This is a genomic window from Streptomyces sp. NPDC052043, assembly GCF_044548235.1.
In the GTDB taxonomy this organism is placed as follows: Bacteria; Actinomycetota; Actinomycetes; order Streptomycetales; family Streptomycetaceae; genus Streptomyces.
Genome location: NZ_JBIUBT010000002.1, coordinates 81,709 through 97,705, shown reverse-complemented (window position 1 = coordinate 97,705; position 15,997 = coordinate 81,709). Strand labels below are relative to the sequence as shown.

The window sequence follows — 15,997 nt, the reverse complement described above, 5'->3', positions numbered from 1 at the left end:
TACTGTCATGGTCATGAGCGCCTCTCCTCCCGCACGCCGCCGGCGGCTGGGCCTGCCGCGACGTGTCTTCTCGCAGGTGTTGTTGATGCAGTTGGTGATCGCCGCGGGAGTCGCCGTGCTCGCGACCGGTCTGTTCCTCGCGCCGCTGGGCCACCAGCTGGACGAGCAGGCGATGCGGCGGGCGCTCGCCATCGCCGAGACCGCCGCCCAGAACCGGCAGATCGCACGGGACCTCCAGCACACCGCACCGAGCGTCGACGGGCCCGTGCAGCGGGAGGCGGAGCGGATCCGGAAGACGACCGGCGCCGAGTACGTCGTGGTGATGGACATGCACGGCACGCGCTGGTCGCACACGGATCCGGAGCAGATCGGCAGGCCCGTGTCCACGGATCCCGGGACGGCCCTGGCCGGCCGGAAGGTCATGGAGATCGACACCGGCACGCTGGGCCGCTCGGCACGCGGAAAGGTGCCCCTGTACGACGACGACCACCGCATCGTGGGGGCGGTCTCGGTCGGCATCGCCTACGGCAGCGTGCGGGCCAAGCTGATCGACGCCATCCCGGGCCTGTTCGCCTACGCCGGCGGCGCCCTGGCCGTGGGCGCGCTGGCCGCGTGGCTCGTCTCCCGGCGGGTCCAGCGGCAGACGAGGGACCTGGCCTTCTCGGACATCGCGGCCCTGCTCGCCGAGCGCGAGGCCATGCTGCACGGCATCCGGGAGGGGGTCGTGGCCCTGGACCGCGGCGGGCGGATCCGCCTGCTCAACGACGAGGCACGGCGGCTGCTCGGCCTCGACGACGCGGCGGTCGGCCGGTCGCTCGACGAGGCGCTCGGCCAGGGCCGTACGACCGACGTCCTGGCCGGGCGGGTGACGGGCACCGACCTGCTCACCGTGCGCGGGCAGCGCGTCCTGGTCGCCAACCGGATGCCGACCGACGACGGGGGCGCCGTCGCCACCCTGCGCGACCGCACCGAACTGGAGGAACTGGGCCGGGAGCTGGACTCGACGCGCGGCCTGATCGACGCCCTGCGCGCCCAGGACCACGAGCACGCCAACCGCATGCACACGCTGCTCGGGCTGCTGGAGCTGGAGATGTACGACGACGCCGTGGAGTTCGTCGGAGAGGTGGTCGGCGACCACCGGGCCACCGCCGAGCAGGTCACCGAGAAGATCCAGGACCCGCTGCTCGCCGCCCTGCTCGTCGGCAAGGCGACCGTCGCGGCCGAGCGCGGGGTCGCGCTGTGGCTGTCGGACCGCACGCACCTGCCCGACCGGCTCGTCGACCCCAGGGGGCTGGTGACGATCGTCGGCAACCTGGTCGACAACGCGCTCGACGCCGTCGCGGCGACCCCCCACGCGCGCGTGGAGGTCGAGCTGCGCGCGGAGGGACGTACCGCCGTGCTCCGGGTGCGCGACACCGGTCCCGGGGTCCCGGCGGGCCGGCGTGACCTGATCTTCACGGAGGGGTGGTCGACCAAGCAGCCGCCGGCGCACGGCAGGCGCGGTATCGGTCTGTCCCTGGTGCGCAGGCTCGCCGAGCGGCAGGGCGGAACCGTCACGGTCGGCGAGGCGTACGGCGGCGGCGCGGAGTTCACGGTCGTCCTCCCCGAGGCGCTCGCCGAGCCGGAACCGGAGCCGGCGGCCGTCCTCGGCCCCGCTGCGGCGGCCGGCGAGGAGCAGCGGTGATCGAGGTCCTGGTCGTGGACGACGACGTCCGGGTGGCGCGGGTCAACGCCGCCTACGTGGAGAAGGTGCCGGGCTTCCGCGTCGCCGGTGAGGCGCACAGCGCGGCCGAGGCCCTCCTCCGGCTGGAGACGCTGCCGCGCCTCGACCTGGTCCTCATGGACCACTACCTGCCCGACGACACGGGTCTGTCGGTCGTGCGGGAGATGCGCGGTCGCGGCCACCTGACCGACGTGATCATGGTGACGGCGGCCCGCGACGTGTCGACCGTGCGGGCGGCGATGCGGCACGGCGCGCTCCACTACCTGATCAAGCCGTTCACCTTCGCCGGGCTGCGGTCCAGACTGGAGGCGTACGCGGCGCTGCGCCGCGCCCTGGACGACGGCGGGGAGGCAGAACAGGCCCAGGTCGACCGGTTCTTCGGGGCGCTGTCGGCGCCGCCGGAACCCGGGCTGCCCAAGGGGCACTCCCCCGCCACCGCCGAACTCGTCCGCCGGACCCTGATGAGCGCCGACGGGCCCCTGTCGGCCCAGGAGGTCGCCGAACGGACCGCGGTGAGCCGGCAGACCGCCCAGCGCTGTCTGAAGTTCCTGGAGCGCACCGGGCAGGCCCGGCTGACGCTGAAGTACGGCGGCACGGGCCGCCCGGAACACCGTTACGTGTGGGCGGCCCGCGCCTGAGGCCATGGCTGGGACCTGTTCGCAACAGGCCCCGGGAGGGGCCCCTGCCTACAGGTGTCAGCCCGCGGCCTTCTCGACGAACTCGGTGGTGTACGTCTTGCTCAGGTCCACGTTGGCGTTCTGGATGTTGGGGTTGAACGCCTTGAGCACCTTCTCGACGGTCTCCGGACCGTTCTGCGGCATGACGCCGTCGGTGGTGAACATCGGCAGCGTGCTCTTGATCGCCTCCGCGTAGAGCGCCTGGTCGCCCTGGGAGTAGTCGGCGGGCATCTTGGCGGCGATCTCGTCGGCGCTGTGGGTGGACATCCACTTGAGCGTCTTGACGAACGCGTTGGCCAGCTTCTGGACGGTCTCCTTGTGGCCGTTGACCCAGTCCGTCTGCATGTAGAGGCTGGACGACGGGTACGGGCCGCCGAGCGCCTCCTGCGAGCCCTCGGGCGTGCGCATGTCGACGAGGACCTTGCCCGCCTTCTTCTCCAGGATCGTCGCGACGGTCGGATCGGTCGTCATACCGGCGTCGATGGAGCCCTGCTCGAGTGCGGCGATGAAGGTCGGCCCCGCGCCGACGGCGACCGGGCTGAACTCGCTGACCTTCACACCGTTCTTGACCGCCAGGTACTTGGTGAGGAAGTCGGTCGAGGAACCCAGGCCGGTGACGCCGAGCTTCTTGCCCTTGAAGTCCTTCGGTGACGTGATCTTGTCCGCCGCCTTGTTGGAGACGACCTCCACCTCGCCCGGCGCGTGCGAGAACTGCACCACGGACTCGACGTACTTCTTGTGGGTCTGAAGGTCCAGAGTGTGGTCGTAGAAGCCGACGGCGCCCTGGACCTGGCCGGAGACGAGGGCGGTCTCGGCCTGGACGCCGGCGGGCTCGCTCAGCAGCTCGACGTCCAGGCCCTCGTCGGTGAAGTAGCCGAGGCGCTGGGTGAGCATCGCGGGCAGGTAGATGACCTTGTCCAGGCCGCCCACCATGATCTTGACGTGCTCGCCCTTGCCCTTGCTCTTGCCCGAGTCAGAGGTGGAGCTTGCCGCGTCGTTGGCGCAGGCGGTGAGGGAGGACAGGGCGAGCAGGCCGGCGGCGGCCGACGCCGCGAATCTGGCGGTCTTGCGCATGAGAGTTCACGTCCTTGTGAGAGAGCAGTACGAGGAGACGAAGAAGAAAGGGGGGACCAGAGCCGGTGTGGCAGTGGGCGGTCAGTCCCCGGAGCCCGCCGGCTTCCAGCGGAAGATGCGGCGCTCGGTGAAGGTGAGCAGCCCCTCGGCGACGAGCGCGACCGCGGCGAGGATGACCATCGCGGCGTACACACCGGCCGCGTTGAAGGTGCCCTGGGACGTCGCGACCAGCAGGCCGATGCCCTTGGTGGCGCCGATGTACTCGCCGACGATGGCGCCGATGAGGGCGAAGCCGAAGCTGACGTGCAGGCTGGTGAAGATCCACGAGGTCGCGGACGGGATGACCACCTGGAAGGTGACCCTGCGGTCGCTCGCGCCGAGGATCCGCGCGTTGGCCACCAGGTTGCGGTCGACCTCCCGGGCGCCCTGGAAGGCGTTGAAGAACACCGGGAAGAACACGAGCACGACGGCCGAGGCGATCTTGGAGAGAGGTCCGAGCCCGAACCAGATCACGAAGATCGGGGCCAGGACGATCCTCGGGAGGGAGTTGAGCACCTTGATGTAGGGGCCGAGGACATCAGCGAGGAAGGTGATGCGTCCGAGCGCGATACCGAGGATCACACCGACCACCACGCCGAACACCCAGCCGATCAGGGCCTCGTAGAGCGTGTACCAGACCTGCTCACCCAGCGAGCCCTGCGCGGTGCCGTGCATGGTCCAGGTCCAGATCTGGTCCCAGATCTTCGAGGGCATCGAGAAGTTGAACGGATCGATGACCTCGGCCCGGGACAGCGCCTCCCACAGGCCGAGCACGGCCACCAGCACCAGGGCGCGGGCGGAGCCGACGACCACCTTGCGCCTACGCGCGGCGCGGGCCCTGGAGTGCGCGCGGTCCGGGGCCTTGGCCGTATCGACGACCGGAGTGCTGAGAACCTCAGGCGACATGAGCGGCACCTCTTTCACGGGTGATGCGGACCTCTTCGCCGAGCGAATCCCAGATCTCGCGGTAGATGTCGATGAACTCGGGCTGCAGGCGCACCTGCTCGACCTTGCGCGGCCGCGGCAGGTCGATGTCGAAGACCTGCTTCACGGTCGCGGGGCCGGCGGTCATGACGACGACCTTGTCGGCCAGCGCGATGGCCTCCTCCAGGTCGTGGGTGACGAAGACCACCGAGGCGCCCGTGCCCTCCCACAGCTCCAGGAGCTCGTCCGACATCAGTGCCCGGGTCTGCACGTCGAGCGCCGAGAAGGGCTCGTCCATCAGCAGGATCTCGGGGTCGTTGACGAAGGTGGCGGCGAGGGCGACGCGCTTGCGCTGACCACCGGAGAGCTGGTGCGGGTAGCGGTCCTCGAAGGCGGAGAGCCCGACGCGGGCCAGCCAGGCGCGCGCCTTCTCCTTCGCCTCCGCCTTCGGTACGCCGCGGAAGCGCGGTCCCGCCATCACGTTGGACAGCACCGTACGCCAGGGGAAGGTGGCGTCCTGCTGGAAGACGAAGCCGACCTTGCCGCCGACGCCCTGCACGGGCTCGCCGGCCACCAGCACATCACCCTCGGTGGGCTCCTCCAGCCCGCTGACCAGGGTCAGGGTCGTCGACTTGCCGCAGCCGGTGGGGCCGACCACGGCCACGAACTCGCCGCGCCGCACGGTGAGGTCGAGGTCCCGGACCGCCGTGTGCAGGCCCCCGGACGGGGTCCTGAACGTTTTGCTCGCGCCCCGCAGTTCGATGGCGGGGCTGGTGTCTGCGCTCATGGCCGGGACGGTAGATGTGGCCCCGCCCACAGCAGCAGTCTTCTGAGCGCAATCCGTTCTTTTGCTCGCAAGCACCTGTTGTGCTCGTTTTGCTCGCGCTACAACAACGGAGCCGGACAACGGCTCAACGCCCGCATGGCCTTCAGGGAAAGTGGCCCGATGATTGACGTCCTGGTGGTCGACGACGACTTCCGTGTCGCTGAGATAAACGCCAAGTACGTGGGAAAGGTTCCCGGTTTCCGGGTGGCCGCCCGCGCGCACAGTGCCGCGCAGGCCCTGACCACCGTGCAGCACGGTGGCATCGACCTGGTCCTGCTCGACCACTACCTGCCCGACCGCACCGGTCTTGAACTCGTCCACCGCATGCGGGAACAGGGCATCGGCACCGACGTCATCATGATCACGGCAGCCGGCGACGTGGCGACCGTCCAGCAGGCGATGCGTCTGGGCGCGCTGCACTACCTGGTCAAACCGTTCACCTTCGCCGCGCTGCGCACCCGCCTGGAGTCCTACGCCGCCCTGCGCCGCACCGTCGACCGTGTCGGCGGACGCGGCGTCACCGGGCAGGAGCAGGTGGACCGGATCTTCGGCGCCCTGCGCACCACGCCCGCGCCGGCGTCCCCGGGGCTGCCCAGCGGCCATTCGGAACCGACGACGGACCTCATCTGCGGTGTGCTGCACCGCGCCGACCAGCCCCTGTCCGCCCACGAGGTGGCCGCCCGCACCGGCCTGAGCCGCTCCACCGCCCAGCGCTACCTGCGCCACCTGGAGCAGGCCGGACGCCTGCGCCTGTCCCTGAAGTACGGCGACACGGGGCGGCCGGAGCACCGCTACGCCTGGGTGGCGCCGTAGCCCGTCCTGCGCGCGCCGCACGGCGGAACGGAGGCTCTTGACGCCGCGGTGCGGTGCCGGGCCTCGCTACACGGCCCCCGCCCCCGTCAGCGACCGCACCTCCGTCTCGGCGTGCTTGGCCTCGTCCGGCACCTCGGTGGAGGTGACGGTGCCGAGCCAGCCGGCGAGGAATCCCAGCGGGACGGAGACGAGGCCGGGGTTCTCCAGCGGGAAGAACTGGAAGTCGACACCCGGGAACAACGCGTCGGGGCTGCCGGAGACCACCGGGGAGAGCGCGACGAGCCCGAGGGCGGGAACCAGTCCGCCGTACACGGCCCACACCGCGCCCCGGGTCGTGAAACCGCGCCAGAACAGCGAGTACAGCAGCACCGGCAGGTTCGCCGAGGCGGCGACGGCGAACGCGAGGCCCACCAGGAAGGCCACGTTGAGGTTGCGGGCGAGCAGACCGAGGGCGATGGCCACCACGCCGACGCCGACCGCGGCGACGCGCGCCACGGCCACCTCGCCGTACTGCCGGGCGCCGCGGCGGCGCAGCGACGCGTACAGGTCGTGGGCCACCGACGCCGAGGAGGCGAGGGTGATCCCGGCGACCACCGCGAGGATCGTGGCGAAGGCGACCGCGGCCACCACCGCGAACAGGACCGTCCCCGCCGTGGAGTCGGCGCCGCCGCCGAGGTCGAGGGCCAGCAGCGGGACCGCCGTGTTCCCGGCCGCGTTGGACCCGCGCAGGGCGTCAGGACCGACGATCGCGGCCGCGCCGAAGCCGAGGACGATCGCCATCAGGTAGAAGCCGCCGATCAGCCCGATGGACCAGATCACCGAGCGCCGGGCGGCCCGCGCGGTCGGCACGGTGTAGAAGCGGGACAGGATGTGCGGCAGCCCCGCCGTGCCGAGCACCAGCGCCAGCCCGAGACTGATGAAGTCCAGGCGCGCGGTCAGGTCCCCGCCGTACTTCAGTCCTGGCGCCAGGAAGGCGTCGCCGTGGCCGCTGCGCTCGGCCGCGGTGAGCAGCAGCCGGTCGAGGTCGCCGTGGAACCTGACCAGGACGAGCACGGTCAGCACGACGGTGCCGCCCAGCAACAGGACCGCCTTGACGATCTGGATCCAGGTGGTGGCCCGCATCCCTCCCAGCGAGACGTAGATCACCATCAGGGCGCCGACGCCGATGACGGTCCAGGCCTGCGTCCCCGCGCCGGTCCGGCCCAGGAGCAACGCCACCAGGCTGCCCGCGCCCACCATCTGCGCGACCAGGTACAGAACGGACACGGTGACCGAGGAGGTTCCCGCCGCGATCCGCGCCGGCCGCTCGCTCATCCGCGCCGCGACCACGTCGGCGAGCGTGAACCGCCCGCAGTTGCGGACCAGTTCGGCGACGAGGAAGAGCACGACCAGCCAGGCCACGAAGAAGCCCACCACGTACAGCACCCCGTCGTAGCCGAACAGGGCGATCAGTCCGGGGACGCCCAGGAAGGAGGCGGCCGACGCGTAGTCGCCCGCGATGGCGAAACCGTTCTCCATGGGCGAGAACAGCCGGCCGCCCGCGTAGAACTCCTCCGCGGATCCGTGCCGGTTGCGGCTCACCCAGGTGGTGATCCCCAGGGTGACCGCCACGAACACGCTGAACAGGACGAGCGCCAGCGTCTGGTGGTTGCCCGTCACGAGGCACCACCGCGCACGCCGCGCGTCAGCTCCTGTGTGTCCCAGCGCAGTTCGAGCGCCGCCCGGTCCCTGCGCAGCCGTGCGTGCCGGGCGTAGGCCCAGGCGAGGAGAAAGGTGCTGAGGAACTGCCCGAGGCCCGCCAGCATTCCCACGTTCACCGCGCCCGCCACCGGCCGCGCCATCAGCCCGGGCGCGGTCGTCGCGGTCAGGACGTATCCCACGTACCAGGCGAGGAAGAGGGCGACCGCCGGGATCACGAACCTCCGGTACCGGCTGCGCACCTCCTGGAACGCCGCGCTGCGCTGCACCTCGAGGTACGCCTCGGCCGCCGCGCCGGCCTCCGGCCCGGCCACCCCCTCCCGGTGGGCCGCCGGTACGGGTGCGGTGGGAGCTCCCGTGCCGTTGCCGTCGCCCCAGCCGGAGGCCAGCGCGTCGTACCACGGGTCGCGGTACCTGATGTCCTCGGGCTCCGGATCCTGGCCTTCGTCGGTCCCGGGCACGTTCCCGGGACCGCCCCCTCCGGCGCGGAAGCGGTCGTTGCTTGGCTGCATGTCCAAGGATGGACAGAAGCGGAAGTTCCCTGACTTCTCTTCTCTCCGCTCTTCACTCCATCAGGTGACGCAGCCCGTCGGTGGCCGCGCCGGCACCGACACGGCGGTGCGGGCCTCCCCCGGAGGGAAGACCCGCACCCGCACCCGCACTTGTATCCGCGCCCGCGCCGAAGGGAACCGGTGTGCCCTGGCTAGGCGTCGATGCGCGAGCGGTCCAGGGTCGCGGCCGAGCTCGCGATGAACTCCTTGCGGGGTGCCACGTCGTTGCCCATCAGGAGGTCGAAGACCTGCTCGGCGGCCTCCAGGTCGGAGAGGTTGATCCGGCGCAGCGTGCGGTGGCGCGGGTCCATGGTGGTCTCCGCGAGCTGGTCGGCGTCCATCTCGCCGAGGCCCTTGTAGCGCTGGATCGAGTCCTTGTACCGCACGCCCTTGCCCTGGAACGCGAGCAGCTTGTCGCGCAGCTCGCGGTCCGAGTAGGTGTAGACGTACTTGTCCTGGCCCTTCTTCGGCTGGATCAGCTCGATACGGTGCAGCGGGGGCACCGCGGCGAACACCCGGCCCGCCTCGACCATGGGCCGCATGTAGCGGTGGAACAGCGTCAGGAGCAGGGTCCTGATGTGGGAGCCGTCGACATCGGCGTCGGTCATCATGATGATCTTGCCGTAGCGGGCCGCGTCCAGGTCGAAGGTGCGGCCCGAGCCGGCTCCTATCACCTGGATGATCGCGCCGCACTCGGCGTTCTTCAGCATGTCCGTGACGGACGACTTCTGCACGTTGAGGATCTTGCCGCGGATCGGCAGCAGCGCCTGGAACTCGGAGTTCCGCGCCAGCTTCGCCGTACCGAGCGCCGAGTCGCCCTCGACGATGAACAGCTCACTGCGGTCGACGTCGTCGCTGCGGCAGTCGGCGAGCTTGGCCGGCAGCGAGGAGGACTCCAGGGCCGTCTTCCGGCGCTGCGCGTCCTTGTGCTGGCGGGCCGCGATGCGCGTGCGCGCCGCGGCGACGGCCTTCTCCAGCACCACGCGCGCCTGCTGTGCGGCGTCACGCTTGGTGGAGGTCAGGAACGCCTTGAGCTCCTTGGTGACGACGTTGTTCACGATGCGGCGGGCCGCCGAGGTGCCGAGGACCTCCTTGGTCTGGCCCTCGAACTGGGGCTCGGCCAGGCGGACGGTGACGACCGTGGTGAGGCCCTCCAGGGCGTCGTCCTTGACGATGTCGTCCTCGGCGACGCGGAGCATCTTCTTGGCGCGCAGCACCTCGTTCACGGTCTTGGTGACGGCCTGCTCGAAGCCGGCCACGTGCGTGCCGCCCTTGGGGGTGGCGATGATGTTGACGAAGGACCGCAGCGTGGTGTCGTAGCCGGTCCCCCAGCGCATGGCGACGTCGACGCCGAGCTCGCGGGTGACCTCGGTGGGAGTCATCTGCCCGTGCTCGTCGAGGACCGGGACCGTCTCCTTGAAGGTCCCGTGCCCGGTGAAGCGGAGGACGTCGCAGACCGCCCGGTCGCTCGCCAGGTACTCGCAGAACTCGCTGATGCCGCCGTCGTAGCGGAAGGACTCCTCGCCCTTGCTGCCGCCGTCGCCGAGGCCGTACTCGTCACGGACGACGATGGTCAGTCCGGGCACCAGGAACGCCGTCTGGCGGGCGCGCTGGTGCAGGGTCTCGAGGGAGAGCTTGGCGTCCTTGAGGAAGATCTGGCGGTCGGCCCAGTAGCGCACGCGGGTGCCGCTGCGGGTCTTGGGGATCTTCTTGGCCTTGCGCAGACCGCTCCCGGGCTCGAACCTGGCGTCGGGTCCGCCCCCGGTGAACGCGCCGGGCACGCCGCGCCGGAAGCTGACGGCGTGGGTGTGGCCGCCTCGGTCCACCTCCACGTCCAGCCGGGCGGACAGGGCGTTGACCACGGAGGCGCCGACGCCGTGCAGACCGCCGGAGGCGGCGTACGAGCCGCCGCCGAACTTGCCGCCTGCGTGCAGCTTGGTCATCACGACCTCGACACCGGACAGGCCCGTCTTGGGCTCGACGTCGACCGGGATGCCACGGCCGTTGTCCCGCACCTCCACCGAGGCGTCGTCGTGCAGGACGACCTCGATGTGGTCGCAGTAGCCGCCGAGGGCCTCGTCGACGGAGTTGTCGATGATCTCCCACAGGCAGTGCATCAGGCCGCGACTGTCGGTCGAGCCGATGTACATGCCCGGACGCTTGCGCACGGCTTCGAGTCCCTCGAGGACGAGCAGGTGCCGAGCGGTGTAGTTGGACCCGTCGCGGTCTGCTCCTGCCAGCAGCGCTGTGGACGGCACGGACGTCTCGGCGGTCACGCGGTTCGCTCCTCGCTGAATTTCAGTTGGGGTCCCGTTGGGTACGGGCACGGCTTGGGTAGCCGCTCAGAGGGTACCGAGGCCTGGTAGGGCCCTTGTAACGCAACCCTCGGCAGGAACCCAGACTAGTAGAGAGTCGCATACACGTTCGATCTTTCAGCCGAGTGAAGCACATATCACGTTCCCTTCGAGGCATGAACCATTTAGGCTCCGGGCACGTCCTCATTCACAACCGGCAACCCGGCCGGGGAGGACCGACCATGACCGACAGCGCGAACCCGTACGACACATAGACACGCAATACGGCACATTCGCCGCCAAACCGGCAGCAACCAACCGGCCTGGAATTGATTTTTCGAGGAAAAGCCACGATCGGGAACGTTTGGGGCTGGTTGGATGTTGACCCTGGTACGACAGCTCGTCGAGCTAGAGAAGAGGCGACGTGACTACTGTTCTGACCCCCGCGAGCCCACTGACGGCCGCTGATCGCTGCGACCGCTGCGGCGCGCAGGCATACGTGCGCGTCGTCCTGCTGAGCGGCGGAGAACTGCTCTTCTGCGCCCACCACGGTCGCAAGTTCGAGCCAGAACTCAAGAAGATCGCCGCTGAGATACAGGACGAGACCGAGCGCCTGACCTCCGTTCCGACGGACGCCCCCGACGAAGAGCGCTGACATCCCGCCCGACGAGCGAGTTCCCGCGCAGGCCGGCGAACGGGCGGTCGCTCCTGGCATCCAGGAGCGACCGCCCGTCCCCGTGCCCCTGGACGCCGGTCAGGACTCGACGGACGACGGACGCGGCGCCTTCGCGCCGGTCCGGGCCAGCGCCCGGACGACCTCGGACACCCGCGTGTAGACGCCGGGGCTCCCGGCGCGCCCGCAGCCACTGCCCCACGACACCAGGCCGATCAGCCGCCCCTGTGCGACCAGCGGGCCCCCGCTGTCTCCCTGGCACGCGTCCCGGCCACCGCTACTCTCCCCCGCACACAGCATGCTCTCGGGCCGGTACGTACCGTCACCGCCGCCCGGATAGGCCTTCTGGCACTCCGCATCGTGCAGGACGTGGAGGGACGCGGCATGCAGGCTGGTGGAATAGGAGGCGGCGCCCGTGGTGTCCCCCCATCCGTAGACCGTGGCGCTCGTGCCCGGCGCGTACGCCGGGTCGCCGGCGCCCGCCATGGGGATGACGGCTCTCTTCGGCAAGGGCTCGGCAAGCGTGAGTACGGCGAAGTCACCGGCATTGGTGGCGGGGTCGTAGTGCGGATTGATCCAGGTGCCACGCACGGGGACCTCCTTGCCCTGATCGGAGAGCAGATCCGTGCGTCCCGTGATCACCTTCAGATCCGGCGTGCGTGGCGCGCCCACGGCCTCCGCTGACAGACAGTGGGCCGCGGTGAGCACCGCGGTGCGGCCGATGGCCACGCCCCCGCAGAACTGCCCCGCACGGGTGCCTCCGAACCGGGCACGACTGGAGAGCGCCACGGTCCACGGACTCTGCGAGACATCGACGGGGAAACCGCCGATGACAACGCTGTCGGCGGCCACGGGGGCCGCGGTGGCCAACGGTATCGCGGCCCCCGCGGCCGCCAAGACCAGCGGCCCGATCAGGGCACGGGCAATACGGCGTCGCATGGATGCTCCTCACTCTCGGGCGATCATGGAACACCCAGAGTCATGCAGAGTGGCGCGACGCGCAGCACGGAGAGCCCGGCCCCTCGCGGGGGCCGGGCTCTCCGTGTCATACGACCGGACTAGTCGAGGTAGTCGCGCAGCACCTGGGAACGCGACGGGTGGCGCAGCTTCGACATGGTCTTGGACTCGATCTGGCGGATCCGCTCACGCGTGACGCCGTAGACCTTGCCGATCTCGTCGAGGGTCTTCGGCTGACCGTCGGTGAGACCGAAGCGCATGGAGACGACGCCGGCCTCGCGCTCGGACAGGGTGTCGAGGACCGAGTGCAGCTGCTCCTGCAACAGCGTGAAGCTGACCGCGTCGGCCGGGACGACCGCCTCGGAGTCCTCGATGAGGTCACCGAACTCGCTGTCGCCGTCCTCGCCCAGCGGGGTGTGCAGCGAGATGGGCTCGCGGCCGTACTTCTGGACCTCGATGACCTTCTCGGGGGTCATGTCGAGCTCCTTGGCCAGCTCCTCCGGGGTGGGCTCGCGGCCCAGGTCCTGGAGCATCTGGCGCTGCACACGCGCGAGCTTGTTGATGACCTCGACCATGTGCACCGGGATACGGATGGTGCGGGCCTGGTCGGCCATCGCGCGGGTGATCGCCTGACGGATCCACCAGGTGGCGTACGTGGAGAACTTGTAGCCCTTGGTGTAGTCGAACTTCTCCACCGCGCGGATCAGACCGAGGTTGCCCTCCTGGATGAGGTCCAGGAAGAGCATGCCGCGGCCGGTGTAGCGCTTGGCCAGGGAGACCACCAGACGGAGGTTGGCCTCCAGGAGGTGGTTCTTGGCGCGGCGGCCGTCCTCGGCGATGATCTCCAGCTCGCGCTTGAGCTTGGGGGCGAGCTTGTCGGAGTTCGCCAGTTTGTCCTCGGCGAAGAGGCCCGCCTCGATGCGCTTGGCCAGCTCCACCTCCTGCTCGGCGTTGAGCAGGGGGACCTTGCCGATCTGCTTGAGGTAGTCCTTGACCGGGTCGGCGGTGGCGCCGGCCGCGGCGACCTGCTGGGCGGGCGCGTCGTCCTCGTCCTCGTCGGAGAGTACGAATCCGGCGCTCTCGGCGCCCTCGGGCTCCTCCGCGCCCTTGGCCTCCTCGAGCACCTCGTCCTCGACCAGCTCGGCGTCGTCCTTCTTGGCGGCGCTGGTCTTCTTGGCGGCCGTCGTCTTCTTGGCGGCCGTCGTCTTCTTGGCCGCCGTCTTCTTGGCGGCGGTCGTCTTCTTGGCAGCGGCCTTCTTCGCGGGGGCCTCGTCCTCGACGGACGCGCCGACGGCGGGCGCCGCCGGAGCAGCGGCGGCGGTGGCCTTCCTGGTGGTCACCGTCTTCGCCGCGACCGTCTTGGTGGCGGTGCGCTTGGCCGGACTCTTCGCTGCGACGCTCTTTCGGGTGCGCTTGTTGGGCTCCGCGGCACTGACCATCAGCGTCACACCCTCTTCCTCGAGGATCTGGTTGAGGCTGCGCAGTACGTTCTTCCACTGAGTGGCCGGAATCTGGTCAGCTTCGAAGGCCCGACGCACATCGTCGCCGGCGATCTGCCCCTCAGCCTTTCCCCGCTCAATGAGCGCCATGACAGAGACGGACTCGGCGATCTCCGGCGGGAGCGTACGGGATGTGCTGGCCGACACGAACAACCTCTCGGAACGTTGGAAAACGGCTTCCGGCCCCGTCCGTCATGGACAGGAGCCGACCACCGGCCTGGGGATTGGGCCGACGGCGCGGGCGGGGGCCGGGAAGTCGCACAGCGCCGTGTACGGCGTCCGTATTCCTTCCTCGGCTGTCACCTCTTAGGTCATCGCGTTGTACCCAGGAGTGTTACGCCCAATCTGCGTGGCCCCAGTCACACCCCGTAAGTGCGTAAAAACGGTCAGAGGTGGGCAGATGCAATAGGGCGGCCGCCACGGACACGATCCCACGCGCGGCTCGCCGATCTCACCCACGACCCGTCCGATCTCACCCGCGACTCGTCCGATCCCACGCGCGGCTCGTCGGGTCCTGCCCGCGGCTCGTCCTGTCCCGCGCGCCCCCGTCGGCCGGTTCACGGAGGGACTCGCGGACCCGCGGACGCCGTCGGCCGGCGAACCGCCTCTCGCAGGACCCCGCCGGAGGACGGCAGGCCCCGGGCCGTGCCGCCCACACAGGGACCGATGCCCGAGCGGTTCAGTGCTCGCGCGGCGCGGGGACCACCCGCTCGACCTCGGGGTGCGCCGTGAGCAGTTGGCGCATGGCGCTTTCCGCCGCGGCGCCGTCGCCGCCCGCGACCGCGTCGACGATCCGGGCGTGCTGCGCCAGGGAGGCCTCGCTCGGCCGGTCGCAGCCCGTGACGGGGCCGCCGGACACCTGGAGGGCGGCCGAGACGATCCCGGAGAGGTGCTCCAGCATCCGGTTGCCCGCGATCTGGATGAGCAGCGAGTGGAACTCGGCATCCGCGCGGGAGAAGGTGAGCGCGTCACCCTGCCCCAGGGCGTGCCCCATGATCTCGACCATGTCGGACAGGCGCTGCTGGATGTCCTCGCGCCCGTGCCCGGCGGCGAGTCGCGCGGCGAGCGGCTCGATCGTCCAGCGCAGTTCGCTCAGCTCGCGGCGCTGGTCGTCGCGCTGCGGTCCGAAGGCCCGCCACTCGATGATGTCCGGGTCGAGGAGATTCCAGTCGCTGACCGGGCGCACCCGCGTCCCGACGTTCGGGCGGGCGCTGACCAGGCCCTTGGCCTCCAGGACGCGGAGCGACTCGCGGACGACGGTGCGGGAGACCTCGAAGCGCTGGCCGATCTCCTCGGGCACCAGCGGACGGTCGGCGCCCAGGTCCCCGGAGACGATCATCTGTCCCAGCTGCTGGACGAGTTGGCCGTGCAGTCCGCGGCCGCGGCTGCCCGCGGTACGCCGACCCACGCGCCCCAGCTCCGGGTCGGGCCCCTCCCAGGAGGGGCTCGCGACGCGGTCGGGGGCGGTCGCCTCGGTGTAGGGGTAACGGTCGAGTTCGCCCGGGCCGACCAGGCCGGAGTCTGCGGAGCGGGCGGCGGTCATCATGGTGTGCGCAAGGGTACTCACGGATCTTTTGTCGGCGCCGCCTCCAACTCCCTTGAGGGCTTTGGTGAAAAGCACACGAAAGGGTGATCGCTCACTTCGTCGCAATTGACGCCTTATCGGAAAGAAATGGGCTCTCCCTGGGAAGTTGCGTACAGAGCCCGACCGAAAGGGAGCGAACGGCCGTCATCGGCTCCGGCTCCGCAGCGCGGTCAACAGCTACGCGCACAACGGCACGGCGAGCTTCAACGCCAGAGCGCCGCCCACGGGTTGGGCGATCAGTTGCGCCACGGTGGGCACGGCCGCGAGCCCCGCCGTGGTGGACCGGAGCGCCCCTGCGGCCAGCACCCCGGCCCGGGCGCATCCCGCCACGAGGCCGATCCAACTCACGCCCAGCGACAGCCAGTCGCCGGGACCCGAGTGAGCTCCTGCCCATGGACGGCACAGAACACTTCGACATCGCAGCCGAACGTGAGGAAGGCGACCGTCAGCGCGGTCGAGGTCGAGGTCGCGGTCGCGGTCGCGGTGGCGGCCACGGCCGGCTTCGCGGCGAGCAGTCCGAGTCGGCCGGGGCAGTTGCCGTGGCCACGCGGAATGTCCTACGGGAATCGCTGGTCGGCCCGAAGGCCTGAATCACCCGCAGCAAGGTAGCGCCTCGTGTCCGCTCTTTCCGGCTGCCGGGTCCCGCATTCGACAACTGTCCGCC

Annotated in this window: 13 protein-coding genes and 1 pseudogene; 4 read left to right on the top strand and 10 right to left on the bottom strand. The window is 70.3% G+C overall.

The window, feature by feature from the left end; translation table 11 throughout:
- The first annotated feature begins 13 nt into the window (after positions 1-13).
- Together ACIHCX_RS05210 and ACIHCX_RS05205 are read left to right on the top strand one after the other, a co-directional pair.
- Entirely contained in the window at positions 14-1,684 is a 1,671-nt protein-coding gene (locus ACIHCX_RS05210) for an ATP-binding protein (protein WP_400026740.1), read from the top strand.
- Positions 1,681-2,361 carry a response regulator gene (locus ACIHCX_RS05205; RefSeq protein ID WP_400026738.1) on the top strand — a complete coding sequence of 227 codons (681 nt, stop codon included), beginning with the start codon at positions 1,681-1,683 and terminating at the stop codon, positions 2,359-2,361. The genes ACIHCX_RS05210 and ACIHCX_RS05205 overlap by 4 nt, the downstream gene beginning before the upstream one ends.
- Before the next feature lie 57 nt (positions 2,362-2,418).
- Here ACIHCX_RS05205 and ACIHCX_RS05200 read toward each other — a convergent pair whose 3' ends face one another.
- The 3 genes from ACIHCX_RS05200 to ACIHCX_RS05190 all read right to left on the bottom strand — a co-directional run bounded on the left by ACIHCX_RS05200 (position 2,419) and on the right by ACIHCX_RS05190 (position 5,224).
- Entirely contained in the window at positions 2,419-3,474 is a 1,056-nt protein-coding gene (locus tag ACIHCX_RS05200; RefSeq protein ID WP_400026736.1) for an ABC transporter substrate-binding protein, read from the bottom strand.
- Between the two features lie 81 nt (positions 3,475-3,555).
- The gene (locus tag ACIHCX_RS05195) at positions 3,556-4,419 is read right to left on the bottom strand and encodes an ABC transporter permease (RefSeq protein WP_400026734.1); all 864 of its coding nucleotides are present in this window, start codon (positions 4,417-4,419) and stop codon (positions 3,556-3,558) included.
- Positions 4,409-5,224 (bottom strand): ABC transporter ATP-binding protein, encoded by an 816-nt coding sequence (locus ACIHCX_RS05190; protein WP_400026732.1) that lies wholly within the window; start codon positions 5,222-5,224, stop codon positions 4,409-4,411. The genes ACIHCX_RS05195 and ACIHCX_RS05190 overlap by 11 nt, the downstream gene beginning before the upstream one ends.
- Before the next feature lie 159 nt (positions 5,225-5,383).
- Between ACIHCX_RS05190 and ACIHCX_RS05185 the strand changes: the two genes are divergently transcribed.
- On the top strand, positions 5,384-6,076 hold the full coding sequence (locus ACIHCX_RS05185; RefSeq protein ID WP_400026731.1) for a response regulator: 693 nt from the start codon (positions 5,384-5,386) through the stop codon (positions 6,074-6,076).
- Positions 6,077-6,142: 66 nt separating this feature from the next.
- On the opposite strand, the gene ACIHCX_RS05180 is transcribed toward ACIHCX_RS05185, so the two are convergent.
- The 3 genes from ACIHCX_RS05180 to ACIHCX_RS05170 form a co-directional block, all read right to left on the bottom strand.
- Positions 6,143-7,735: a cation acetate symporter gene (locus tag ACIHCX_RS05180; RefSeq protein ID WP_400026729.1), complete on the bottom strand. Its 1,593-nt coding sequence runs from the start codon at positions 7,733-7,735 to the stop codon at positions 6,143-6,145.
- Positions 7,732-8,286, bottom strand: coding sequence for a DUF485 domain-containing protein (locus ACIHCX_RS05175; RefSeq protein ID WP_400026727.1), 555 nt, complete (start codon positions 8,284-8,286; stop codon positions 7,732-7,734). Before ACIHCX_RS05175 ends, ACIHCX_RS05180 begins: the two co-directional genes overlap by 4 nt.
- A gap of 191 nt (positions 8,287-8,477) precedes the next feature.
- Positions 8,478-10,601 carry a type IIA DNA topoisomerase subunit B gene (locus ACIHCX_RS05170; RefSeq protein WP_400026726.1) on the bottom strand — a complete coding sequence of 708 codons (2,124 nt, stop codon included), beginning with the start codon at positions 10,599-10,601 and terminating at the stop codon, positions 8,478-8,480.
- A gap of 442 nt (positions 10,602-11,043) precedes the next feature.
- Between ACIHCX_RS05170 and ACIHCX_RS05165 the strand changes: the two genes are divergently transcribed.
- A complete protein-coding gene (locus tag ACIHCX_RS05165) occupies positions 11,044-11,274 on the top strand; it encodes a hypothetical protein (protein WP_400026724.1) in 231 nt (76 codons plus the stop codon).
- A 99-nt stretch (positions 11,275-11,373) separates the two neighbouring features.
- On the opposite strand, the gene ACIHCX_RS05160 is transcribed toward ACIHCX_RS05165, so the two are convergent.
- The 4 genes and pseudogenes from ACIHCX_RS05160 to ACIHCX_RS05145 form a co-directional block, all read right to left on the bottom strand.
- A complete protein-coding gene (locus ACIHCX_RS05160; RefSeq protein WP_400026723.1) occupies positions 11,374-12,231 on the bottom strand; it encodes a S1 family peptidase in 858 nt (285 codons plus the stop codon).
- Between the two features lie 119 nt (positions 12,232-12,350).
- Positions 12,351-13,895, bottom strand: a complete 1,545-nt coding sequence (locus ACIHCX_RS05155) for an RNA polymerase sigma factor (protein ID WP_400026722.1) — start codon at positions 13,893-13,895, stop codon at positions 12,351-12,353.
- Positions 13,896-14,427: 532 nt separating this feature from the next.
- The gene (locus tag ACIHCX_RS05150; RefSeq protein WP_400026720.1) at positions 14,428-15,315 is read right to left on the bottom strand and encodes a FadR/GntR family transcriptional regulator; all 888 of its coding nucleotides are present in this window, start codon (positions 15,313-15,315) and stop codon (positions 14,428-14,430) included.
- Between the two features lie 195 nt (positions 15,316-15,510).
- A pseudogene (locus ACIHCX_RS05145) lies at positions 15,511-15,872 on the bottom strand (ABC transporter ATP-binding protein); the annotation flags it as partial.
- Between the last annotated feature and the right edge of the window lie 125 nt (positions 15,873-15,997).